This is a genomic window from Psychrobacter sp. 1Y1 (genome assembly GCF_051847395.2).
GTDB lineage: Bacteria > Pseudomonadota > Gammaproteobacteria > Pseudomonadales > Moraxellaceae > Psychrobacter.
This window is the reverse complement of record NZ_JBPYDF020000001.1, coordinates 324,889-336,883: the sequence shown is the minus strand read 5'-3', so window position 1 is coordinate 336,883 and position 11,995 is coordinate 324,889. Positions and strand designations below refer to the sequence as shown.

The following is an 11,995-nucleotide window of genomic DNA, read 5'->3' as shown; positions in this document are numbered from 1 at the left end:
TTTTGGACACATAAAAAAACCGCCTTGAATACTCATGACGAGTATTTCAAAGCGGTTTTTATTACTTAAACCACATCAGATATTGAGTATTAGTTCTGCTCAACACCTTTCATAGTCAGTTTGATACGACCACGGTTGTCAACGTCTTGTACGAGTACTTTAACGACCTGACCTTCTTTTAGATAGTCTGATACATTCTCTACGCGCTCTTCTGCGATTTGTGAAATATGTACTAGGCCATCAGTGTTTGGCAAGACATTTACAAATGCACCGAAGTCGACGATACGAGCAACGGTACCTTCATAAGTTTTACCAACTTCAACTTCAGCAGTTAGTGCTTCGATTTTGCCGATAGCTGCCTTGGTCGCTGCTTTGTTTTCACCAAAGATACGGATAGTACCTGCATCATCGATATCGATAACCGCGCCAGTTTCTTCCGTTAGCTGACGGATAGTTGCGCCGCCTTTACCGATAACGTCACGAATCTTGTCTGGGTTGATTTCGATAACCGCGTAGTTTGGTGCATGAGCATTGATTTCAGTACGGCTCTCAGGCAATACTTGGTTCATTGCTTCTAGGATATGGATACGACCTGCATGAGCTTGTTTAAGCGCTTGCTCCATGATGTCAGGGGTAATACCTTCGATTTTGATATCCATCTGAAGTGCAGTAATACCATTTTTAGAACCGGCTACTTTAAAGTCCATATCACCTAGATGATCTTCATCACCCAAGATATCTGACAATACAGCAAAACGATCGCCTTCTTTAACCAGACCCATCGCGATACCAGCAACTGGTGCTTTTAATGGTACGCCTGCGTCCATCAATGCCAAGCTTGCTCCACAAACAGAAGCCATAGAAGATGAACCGTTAGATTCAGTAATTTCTGATACCACACGAATCACATACGGGAAACGCTCACTATCTGGTAACATCGCTTGTACACCGCGGCGTGCTAGACGACCATGGCCGATTTCACGACGTTTTGGAATACCTTCACGGCCCGTTTCACCAACTGAGAAATGCGGGAAGTTGTAGTGCAACATGAAATGGTCACGAATTGTACCACCTAGTGAGTCAATCATGTTGACGTCACGGCTGTTACCAAGTGTGGTAGTAACCAATGCCTGCGTCTCACCACGTGTGAACAGTGCTGAACCATGCGTATATGGCAATACACCAACTTGTACGTCAAGCGCACGAACTGTCTCAGGGTCACGACCATCGATACGCGGCTTACCTGACAAAATGTTGTCACGAACGGTACGATATTTAAGGTCGTTATAGATTTCTTTAAGCTCAGATACGGTATCAGCATAAGTTTCTGACTCAGCATCACCAGCAAGTGCATCAATAATTGATTGCTTAATTTCATCAAGCTTCGTGTAACGTGCTTGCTTATCAGTAATGGTATAAGCGTCAGCAACTTGCTCGCCGAACTGCTCTTTCATGCTGCTAGTAAGTGCTTGATCACGCTCAGGAGCAGAGTATTGCTGCTTAGCAGTACCGATCTCTTCAGCCATTGACACAATGTTATCAATAACGATTTGTTGTTGCTGATGGCCGTACAATACTGCACCTAACATCTGGTCTTCTGATAGCTCTGCCGCTTCAGATTCAACCATCAATACCGCAGACTTAGTACCAGCCACAACCAAATCTAGGTCACTGGTTTCAAGCTGCTCAGACGTTGGGTTTAGAACGTATTCACCGTTAATGAAACCAACACGAGCGGCAGCAACAGGACCATTAAATGGTGCATCAGAAATAGCCAATGCTGCTGAAGCACCGATTAGTGCAGCGATATCTGCAGACTGAGTTTTATCTGATGATACAACTGTTGCGGTAATTTGGATTTCGTTTACGTAGCCTTCTGGGAATAGCGGACGAATCGGACGGTCAATCAAGCGTGAAGTTAAAGTTTCAAATTCGCTCGCACGGCCTTCACGTTTGCCGTAAGCACCTGGGATTTTACCCGCTGCATACATTTTTTCTTGATAATTAACCGTTAGCGGAAAGAAGTTTTGACCTTCTTTAGCTTCTGATTTTACGACTGCTGCAACTAATACGGTTACACCGCCCATGTGTACTAAAATAGAGTTTGCTTGACGGGCAATACGGCCTGTCTCGATAACAACCTGCTGGTTGCCATACTGAAATTCACGCTTAATGGTGTTGAACATTGTCATATAATCTTCCTAATGTTGACTGACAAAACTGATATCAGCGTCAAAAAAAGCTGATATCTGTCATTAAAATTCTGTGTATATGGCTATCAGTTGCGATGCCAATAACGTTACTTGGTTGTCTCATATATCTGTCTGAGTTAGACATCGTACTATTATGTATATTCGGTCGTGCAATTTTGGCTTTACTATAAATACTATCAAAAAGACATTAAGTCAAAAGACTTCGATGCTAAAAACCCTACAGGCTATTTTCTGAACTTTCAAATATCAGCTATCTGCGCTGATTACCAAGCCAAATAATAAGTATTCTATCAATAATCACCATATCTGTAGCAGATGCGCTATCAAACTCACAAGGCATTATTTTACAGTGATTTATAGCCATTGACCAATTAATTGCACAGTAGCGCAATTATCGTCAGAAAATACCGTATTTGAGGCTTGGTTAGTACAGTTTATACCAATATTCCTCTTAACTATTCTATAGAAGGAGTTATAGCTCTTACTATTTGAGCACGGTATCTAAAACGAATAAGCATAAAAAAACGGCGTGAAACTATTCCACACCGTTTTTAGAAAAATCTATTTTATCGATAATAACAAACAAGTTCCAAGCGACTTAGCAAAAAATTCAGCATCCACTCGTACTATTGTCGTTAGATTAACGACGTAGACCCAACTGGCTGATTAGAGTAGTGTAACGACCAAGGTCTTTACCTTTTAAGTAATCAAGCAGTTTACGACGCGTGTTAACCATACGGATAAGACCGCGACGGCTATGATGGTCAGCTTTGTGTGCTTTAAAGTGGTTCTGCAAATCATTGATACGAGCACTCAACAAAGCTACTTGAACTTCTGGAGAACCAGTGTCATTTTCGCCACGTTGGTATTGAGCGATGATTTGTTCACGATCGGTATTAGTTAGCATAAATATCTCCGGCAATGCTAAAAACTTTAAAAAACGGACTGCAATTTGAGTCAGTATTAAAGCAATAGAATAATAAATAAAATAACCTGTACGCCATTCAGGACAACCCTGCATTACTAGAGTTGACCTAGTGTACGACAAGCTCAGTTAACAACCATTTAGTATGTTTTGAATCGTACATTGTATTTAACTATAGCACTACTTAATCAAAGTAATGGGCTAACTACAGTACCTCATTCAGAACCTAATCTAAATGTGGGGGTAATTATAACAAAAAACTGCTGAACTAGCAGCAGTTTTTCATAATACTTGTAAAGCGATATTTAATTTCTAGTAACTAGTATTTGATAGATAACTATCTATTAAGATCCTACCTAGGCTACTTATTAATTTTAGATTCTGTCGCATTGCCGCCTAGTTCATCATCTTCAAGAGGCGCAGCAGTAGTAACTTCCGCTAGACTATCTGGGACGGTATGCTCACTTGGATTGATTTCTTCTGCAAGCTTTTCAATCTCTTTTTCCTGCTCGTCCATATTGTTCAGTGAATTACTCATATTAGCTCCTGAATTATTATTTTTTGGACTAACGGTAGTTGCACTCATCGAGCATAAGACGTGCAAACTATAAACATATCAACGCCACCTATTACAGGTGGCATATTAAAAACCTACTTATCTTCTTTCGCGCTTTCTAAGTTAGCTGCGATACGTTCTGCTGCTGCTTCGCTATTTTCATTGTGATTGTCTTCAGTTTGACCTTTAAGTGCTGCTTCTGCTGAATTAGAACGTTGTTGCTCAAGTTTAGTATCGTTTGGGTTAGAGTTTGACATAGTATCTTCCTTAGTTATGATTATGAATATTAGTTGTACAGAGTTGAAATTTAATAATACTTAGTTGATTAGACTTGTTTAATTAGAAGTCAAAATTCTAAGATAATGCTTTATCTATGGCATCAACAAAATTAGGAATATCGTCTGGGTTACGCGAAGTAATAAGGTTACCATCTACTTGTACTGTCTTATCTACGTAGTTTGCTCCAGCATTTTCTAAATCTAGTTGCAACGTAGGGTAAGCCGTAAGGGTTTTGCCTTTAGCAATACCCGTATTGATGAGAGCCCAAGGAGCATGACAAATAACAGCTAGTGGCTTTCCTGCTTCATTTATAGCATTGATAATTTGATGAGCCTTTTCGTTACCACGAATAGTATCAGCGTTGACAGTACCACCTGGTAACACCAATGCATCATAGTCAGAAACGTTAGCATCTTCTACAAAGATATCAGCAGTAAAAGTATCACTCTTATCTACGTCTTGCTGCATGGCTTGCACTTCTTTCTTATCATTTGTTGTTATGAGAAGTGTTTTATAGCCTTTGTCTTTTAGCTGATTATTGACGTCTTCATACTCTGCTTGTTCAAAGTGGTTATGTAGTAAAAAAGCGATCGTTTTCATAACTTTCCTTCTTCTTATCTATTAGTTTTTGTGAGCCAGTATATTTTTATAAGTTAGTTTTATTATTGTTTGGCAGTACATTCTCCTTTGAACTATTTTATTTTTGTTCAAATGCGTCCTTTCTGCATTGGTTTTTACTTCTAAGTGTCTATTATTATAATTATTAAACTTATGGCAATTTTTTATTTTTATAATATTTGTCCGTTTTGTTTTTTAGCTCAGTATTCCCTATCTGATGAATCTAGAGTACAAAAAAAACAGGTTTCACCATAGGCGAAACCTGCAATAAAATGTGACGGTATGTGATTAGTGTAAACTATTAGTAAATCAGGCCAACGTTAGGTGGTAGTTTCTCTATTTAAGTAACATTGATGAAAACGTCACTATTAGCGCTGAATCAATTTCTTAGGTTGTAAACGTCCGTTTAAGCTCACAGACCCCAAACCAAGAAATTCTCCTTGCTCATTAAGTAAACGTATATCAACTGGTATTTCGTGTTCTAGGAGCTGAGGCGCATCAAGATCAGTATCAGTTTTACCATTGATACTAGCGTCACCATCAATACCGACAGAACTATCATTAGACAGCTGGTCAGAAACCATATTAGTAACATAATCCTTGAGCTTACCTGTTAGCTCATCAAATACGTTTAAGCGCTGCCCCATATGTACACGGACGCATTGTTCCTCTGTCAGCGTCAGTTCAGCATCGATATCAATACAAGCATCGATAGGCAGTAGCCAAGACTGACGCTCCTCTAAACTATGCTCTTCTAACGATGATAAAGCGATCGCATCATCAATGCTGAAGTTCCCCACTTGTGTACGACGCAATGCTGTCAAATGTCCTAGCGTACCTAGCTGCTTTGCAATATCTTCCGCTAATACACGTACGTAAGTACCTTTCGTACAAGTAACCGTTAGATTAATCTGGGTATCATCTATCATCTGCAGATTGATTGCTTTAATCGTAATATCTCTAGGTGGTCTATCAACCTCAATACCAGCGCGAGCATATTCATACAGTTTTTTGCCATCTTTTTTTAGCGCTGAATACATCGGTGGTATCTGCTGCTGAGCACCTAAAAACTGCTGGGCAATAGTCGCCAATGACGCTTCATCAAATTCTGGGATAGATGCCTGCGTTACGATTTGGCCATCAGCATCACCAGTATCGGTTTGACTACCTAGCAAGATAGTCGCTTGATAGGATTTATCAGCATCCAGTTGATAATGGCTAAACTTGGTGGCTTCACCCAAGCAAATAGGCAATAAGCCAGTTGCCATCGGATCAAGCGTTCCTGTATGCCCTGCCTTTTTACTATCGTGTATCGGTGATTTAAATAAATACTTCACTTTTGACACAACTTGCTGCGAGGTCATACCTTTGGGTTTATCCACCAATATGACACCTGAAACTTTTACTTTTTCAGGTACTTTATTGGCTTTTTTATCAACTTGCTTAGACGCTATAGACATAATAATAATTTACTCGTCATTCTCGTTTTGCTCGGTTTTAGTCACGGCCTTACTAATCAAGTCCATCATGTAGTTACCACGAGCCGTTACTTCATCATAATGAAAACGTAAGCGCGGCGTAGTACGTGTTTTTAAGCTATGGCTTAATTCCGTACGCAAAAACCCTGCTGCTTTATTTAGTACTTTGATGCTTTCTTCATGGTTGGTCTTGTTCATAGCATCATTGAGCTCAGGCTCCATGATAGTGACATAGACGTCCGCATAACCTAAATCTGGGCTAACTTTGACACTAGAGATTGTGACAAAACCTGTTAGACGAGGGTCATTGACTTCATCGCGAATAAGAACAGCAAGCTCACGCTGAATCTGATCCGACAATCTTTGTAAACGTTGGTTCATGTTGTTACCTTACTTTAATGGGCTTATTTTATTACTGTATAAGTCTGCTGATTAATAGATGTTGCACTGATATGTGCTAAAAAAGGCCTAGCAGGATGTACCTGTTAGGCCTAAGTACAGCTGAATATTAGCAAAGTATCTAAACAGCTCAGCGGATTACGCATATTGCATTAATACATACTCTGCTATCGAACAGCAGCTTTAGATAGTACGTGCGAACTCTTGGATTTCAAAGACTTCGATCTTATCGCCAGCTTCAACATCATAGCCACGAACGGCCAAACCACATTCCATACCAGTACGTACCTCATTGACGTCTTCTTTGTAACGACGCAATGATTGCAATTGACCAGTAAAGATAACTTGGTCATCACGCAATACGCGGATAGGTTTGTTGCGATAGATTGTACCTTCGACCACCATACAACCAGCAGCAGCACCGAACTTACTAGAACGGAATACTTCACGAACGTCTGCAACACCAAGGATTTTCTCGCGATGTTCAGGAGCAAGCATACCGCTCATTGCTGATTTCACATCATCGATCAAACCATAGATTACGCTATAGTATCGAATATCCATATTGGCAGTGTCTGCTTTGCGACGTGCGGTCGCATCTGCACGAACGTTGAAACCTAACAGTACTGCTTCACTCGATTCTGCAAGGGTTACGTCAGACTCAGAGATAGGACCAACGCCTGAACTAATCACTCTGACTTTTACTTCGTCAGTAGACAATTCGTTTAGGGCAGCTAGTAGTGCTTCAAGTGAACCACGTACGTCTGTTTTTAGTACGATATTCAAGAACGACACATCGCCTTGACCCATCTGATCAAACATGCTTTCTAAACGCATGGCATTCTGACGCTCAAGTTGACGCTCACGCTCACGGTTGGTTCTAAAGTCCGCAACTTCACGAGCTTTTTTCTCATCCGTTACAACTAGGAACTCACTACCAGCAGCAGGTGTTTCAGGCAGACCTAAAATCTCTACAGGAATAGAAGGACCAGCTGATTTGATACGTTGGCCATGCTCGTCTGTTAATGCACGAACTTTACCATAATGCTCACCAGCTAGAACCAAGTCGCCTTGTTTCAATGTACCTTTTTTCACTAGGACACTAACGACAGGACCACGACCTTTTTCAAGTCTTGACTCAATAACCACACCCTGAGCAGCACCGTCTAATGGCGCTTCTAGTTCCATTAGCTCAGCTTGTAAGCTAATAAATTCTAGTAAGTCTTCGATACCTTCGCCTGTTTTGGCCGAGATACGAGCCATTGGTGTATCGCCACCCCATTCTTCTGAAACAACTTCTTTCGTCGTTAATTCATTAAGAACACGGTCAGGATCAGCGCCTGGCTTATCCATTTTGTTGATAGCAACAATAATTGGCGTACCAGCTGCGCGTGCATGATCAATTGCTTCTGCTGTTTGTGGCATCATGCCATCGTCAGCCGCAACCACCAATACAACGATATCAGTCGCTTGAGCACCACGTGAACGCATTGCGCTAAACGCTGCGTGACCTGGAGTATCAAGGAAAGTAATAACACCGCGATCAGTTTTTACATGATAAGCACCGATATGCTGTGTAATGCCGCCCGCTTCGCCATTCGCAACTTTCGTTTCACGAATCTTATCTAGTAGTGATGTCTTACCATGATCGACGTGACCCATGATAGTTACTACTGGTGGACGAGTTTGGATGTTACTGCTACGCTCATCGACTGCATACTGTAAGTCATCTTCGACTTTAGTATCACTAACTGGTACTGGGTTGTGACCCATTTCTTCAACAAGCAAACTTGCGGTTGCTTGATCAATCGTATCTGACTCACGAGCCATTTCACCCATTTTCATAAGTAATTTGGTGACTTCACGAGCTTTAACCGCCATACGCTGTGCAAGATCGGCAACTGAAATTTGCTCACTAATCTCGACATCATAGACGATTTTTTCAACAGGTTTTTCGAACTTATGCTGTGATGCCTGAGTTGAACGCAAACCGTTTTTGCGGTTTTTGATTTCGCGTTCATCTTGGTTCTTACGACGACGACCACGAGTACCAGTACTGTTCGAACCGCGTTTGATTTCGCGACGCTCTTTTTCGAAAGACTCTTCTAGTGCATCACCTACCAGACCTTCAGCCAATGGCTCATCTTTACGTACTTCAGTAACAGGCTCACGATCTGTATATTTACCAGCCATTTTGCGCATTTGCTCAAGTGTACGCTTTTGCGCTTCTTCAGCTTGTGTGCGGCGGGTTTCTAGTTCGATTTCACGCAGACGTGCTTCTTCTTTCTCACGAGTCTCGCGAGCTTTACGTTCAGCAGCGGTTTCAACTTTAGGCTTAGTAGCAGCAACTTTCTTTTTCGGTTGCTCTTTAGGCTTAACTTCAGCCGTCGCTTTACCGCCTTTTTTGACGACAACTGATGTAGAAATATCATCATTTTTGTCATCTGATTTTTTGCTAGATCCTAAGCTTGCGCGCATTGCTGCTAGCGTTGCTGCTTGACGCTCTTCCGCTTTTTTCTTAGTAGCGGCGCGTTCTTCAGCTTCTTTTGCTGCACGTTCTTGAGACTCAATTAGAGCCTGCTCACGAGCGGCTAGCTCTTCAGCCATTTTTTCTGGATCAGGCTTTTCGAATACTTTCTTTTTACGCACTTCTACGTTGACGCTCTTAGATTTACCAGAAGAGCCGGTCACACGTGCAGTACTGGTCGTCTTAGATTTAAGACTAATACGACGCTTTTCTTGTTGACCATGACTTTGCTTTAAATACGTCACCAGCTTTTCTTGCTCAAGCTCGGTGACTAGGTCATCCTCTGCGCGAGCAGGCAGGCCAGCATCTACTAATTGCTGCTTTACAGCATCTGTAGTTTTGCCTACCATTTCTGCCAGTTCTTTGACGGTCTTATCTGCCATTTATTATCACCTACTGTCTATTATTTGCTATATGTTCAATTCAGTTGTTGGCTACAAATGATTGGGTTAAGGCTGATACTTATAAATAGATATCAGCGCTTTATTCTCAATAGCATATCACCAAAAGACAGCGATATGCAGTTACCGCTTATTCATCGAACCAAGATTCCCGAGCTTTCATGATGAGTTTTCCTGCAGTTTCAGAGTCTAATCCTTCGATATCTTCTAGATCGAAGACGGCTTGTTCTGCCAAGTCATCAACAGTAATGATGTCTTTTTGCGCCATTTTATAAGCCCAACTGACTGTCATACCTTCAAGCTCTTGAAGCTCTTGACTTGGCTCTTTCATGTTCTGTTGTTTGACCAGTTCATCAGCGATGACAACTTCTTTAGCGCGCTCTTGAATCATATCAATCGCTTCATCGTCTAGACCTTCGATATCATAGAAAGTCTCAACTGGTACATAGGCCACTTCTTCGACACTGGTAAAACCAATATCAACCAATGCCTGTGCTAAATCTTTATCTACTTCTAGGCGCTCATAGAATAATTCAATAAACGCTTTTGATTCGTTTTGTTGACGTTGCTGATACTCTTCTTCAAGCATCATATTAAGCTTATAACCTGTTAACTCAGACGCTAGACGTACATTTTGACCTTGTGAGCCAATAGCACGTGCCAACTGATCATTGGTGCTAAAGATAATATCTGCTGTTTGCGTATCTTCATCTAAAATGATACTGCTTACGTCAGCAGGCTCTAGAGAGCTGATGATAAACTGGGCAGGATCATCTGACCATACCACCACATCAATACGCTCACCGTCTAGCTCTTGCTGTACTGCTTGGATACGTGTACCACGCATACCAATACAAGCACCTACTGGATCAATACGATGATCGTTAGTCTTCACGGCTATTTTAGCACGAGTACCTGGCAGACGAGCGACGTTACGAATTTCGATAATTTGTTCTGCAATCTCAGGTACTTCCTTTTGCATCAATGCTGATAGCATTTCAGGATGCGTACGAGATAACAATAACTGTGCACCGCGGTTTTCACGGTTCACATGGTACAAGATAGCGTTGATACGCGACTTTGCACGGAGTTGTTCACGTGGCAACATTTGATCACGTGACAAATAACCTTCAGCATTGTCACCCAAATCGATGATATAGCCATCACGAGTCTGTTTTTTGACTTCGCCATACATCATCTCACCAACACGTGGCTCGAAAGCATCTGCAACTAATGCACGCTCAGCTTCACGAATCTTTTGGATGATGACTTGTTTGGCTTGAGTAGCAGCAATACGACCAAATTCGATTGATTCAATTTGCTCTTCTTTAATATCACCAATTGACCATTCTTCCTGATCAAGATCGGTGATAGCAAGCTGACAAGCTGGCATTTCATGGTCTTCATCTGCAACCACTGTCCAGTAACGATAAGTATCGTAATCGCCAGTTGCACGGTCGATCGCTACCCGTACAGCCACTTCTGGCTGCTCGGTATATACTTTTTTCTTAGTCGATACCACCAAAGCGTCTTCAATTGCTTCAAAGATATCTTCAGGATTTAAGCCCTTTTCATTACTGACAGTTTCTACTACCGTTAAGATTTCACGACTCATGCTATACCTGTCCTATCATTTTTTAATTGACTTAAATTTTATAATTTGGGTGCTGCTATTATATAGTTGCTATAAGCCACATAAGCTATTGGAAGATAAAACTGTCTATCTATAAACAGTTACCCTAGTAAGAATCTAGGCATCTTCATAAATCAAATTGGCTTTATCAATATTACTTAGTGCAATCTCAAACTGCTCGCCATCACTTGACGTCAGTTTTAAAGAGTTTTCATCAATACTATCTAAAGTACCTGTGGCTTTACGACGTTTTTGATCGCCTGTACCGATGGCTTGAATCAGACGCAAGCTCACAGTTTGACCAACATATGCATGCATTTGCTCATCTGAGAAAAACGCACGATCAAAGCCAGGTGAAGATACTTCTAGTATGTATTCACCAGCGATAGGATCATGAACTTCTAAAATACCGCTTACTTGATGGTTTACTGCCGCGCAATCTTCAATCGTTACTTGTTTATCTTGGGCTTGCTCTTCTGGCAATGCCTCAATATAGATACGTAGTAAAGAGCGACGACCTTGTGGCGCAAACTCGATACCCCATAGTGACACATCACAAGCGGCCACGGCAGGGGCAATAATATTAGTCAGTTCTGCAACTTTAGTCGAAAGCTTCATAATCTCTTTGTATTTTCCTATTCACTTATCTATCGTACTTAGTAAACCGTATTAAAGATTGACTCTTATCTATATATAACAATCTTATGATGATAAGAATCACGGTCAGTATATAATTTTAAATCACAAATATATGATACATATTGTGCATTTATATAGGGACGAGCGTAAAAAACATCAAGCTCGGCCAAACAATGCTTTTATTATTTATAAAGCACTACTATCGATAAAAGTATGAGGAATAAAAGATAGTGTTGCTTAAGAAGCATCGTGCCGGTAGCGGCCGATGATGACCAGTGACGAGTAATATCGTACTCTATAGACTTAGAGCTTAGCATAAGTAGGATA

At 41.1% G+C, this 11,995-nt stretch carries 10 protein-coding genes; all 10 read right to left on the bottom strand.

The annotated features are described in order from the left end of the window. Window positions 1-89: 89 nt before the first annotated feature. The 10 genes from pnp to rimP all read right to left on the bottom strand — a co-directional run bounded on the left by pnp (window position 90) and on the right by rimP (window position 11,647). On the bottom strand, window positions 90-2,192 hold the full coding sequence (gene pnp, locus ACS8FA_RS15430) for a polyribonucleotide nucleotidyltransferase (protein WP_165597089.1): 2,103 nt from the start codon (window positions 2,190-2,192) through the stop codon (window positions 90-92). A 661-nt stretch (window positions 2,193-2,853) separates the two neighbouring features. Continuing rightward, entirely contained in the window at window positions 2,854-3,120 is a 267-nt protein-coding gene (gene rpsO / locus ACS8FA_RS15425) for a 30S ribosomal protein S15 (protein ID WP_045443035.1), read from the bottom strand. A 379-nt stretch (window positions 3,121-3,499) separates the two neighbouring features. Beyond that, the gene (locus ACS8FA_RS15420; protein ID WP_439264557.1) at window positions 3,500-3,676 is read right to left on the bottom strand and encodes a hypothetical protein; all 177 of its coding nucleotides are present in this window, start codon (window positions 3,674-3,676) and stop codon (window positions 3,500-3,502) included. Window positions 3,677-3,789: 113 nt separating this feature from the next. After that, on the bottom strand, window positions 3,790-3,951 hold the full coding sequence (locus ACS8FA_RS15415; protein ID WP_439264559.1) for a hypothetical protein: 162 nt from the start codon (window positions 3,949-3,951) through the stop codon (window positions 3,790-3,792). A gap of 97 nt (window positions 3,952-4,048) precedes the next feature. Further along, window positions 4,049-4,573 carry a type 1 glutamine amidotransferase domain-containing protein gene (locus ACS8FA_RS15410; RefSeq protein WP_102078737.1) on the bottom strand — a complete coding sequence of 175 codons (525 nt, stop codon included), beginning with the start codon at window positions 4,571-4,573 and terminating at the stop codon, window positions 4,049-4,051. Window positions 4,574-4,959: 386 nt separating this feature from the next. Then, a complete protein-coding gene (truB, locus tag ACS8FA_RS15405) occupies window positions 4,960-6,051 on the bottom strand; it encodes a tRNA pseudouridine(55) synthase TruB (RefSeq protein ID WP_439264561.1) in 1,092 nt (363 codons plus the stop codon). A gap of 9 nt (window positions 6,052-6,060) precedes the next feature. After that, complete coding sequence (locus ACS8FA_RS15400) at window positions 6,061-6,450, bottom strand: ribosome-binding factor A (protein WP_102078739.1); 390 nt, start codon at window positions 6,448-6,450, stop codon at window positions 6,061-6,063. A 201-nt stretch (window positions 6,451-6,651) separates the two neighbouring features. Further along, window positions 6,652-9,378, bottom strand: a complete 2,727-nt coding sequence (gene infB, locus ACS8FA_RS15395) for a translation initiation factor IF-2 (protein WP_057757754.1) — start codon at window positions 9,376-9,378, stop codon at window positions 6,652-6,654. Window positions 9,379-9,526: 148 nt separating this feature from the next. After that, window positions 9,527-11,011, bottom strand: a complete 1,485-nt coding sequence (nusA, locus tag ACS8FA_RS15390) for a transcription termination factor NusA (RefSeq protein WP_439264564.1) — start codon at window positions 11,009-11,011, stop codon at window positions 9,527-9,529. 135 nt (window positions 11,012-11,146) lie between these two features. Then, window positions 11,147-11,647 (bottom strand): ribosome maturation factor RimP, encoded by a 501-nt coding sequence (gene rimP, locus ACS8FA_RS15385; RefSeq protein ID WP_057757748.1) that lies wholly within the window; start codon window positions 11,645-11,647, stop codon window positions 11,147-11,149. Window positions 11,648-11,995 lie beyond the last annotated feature (348 nt).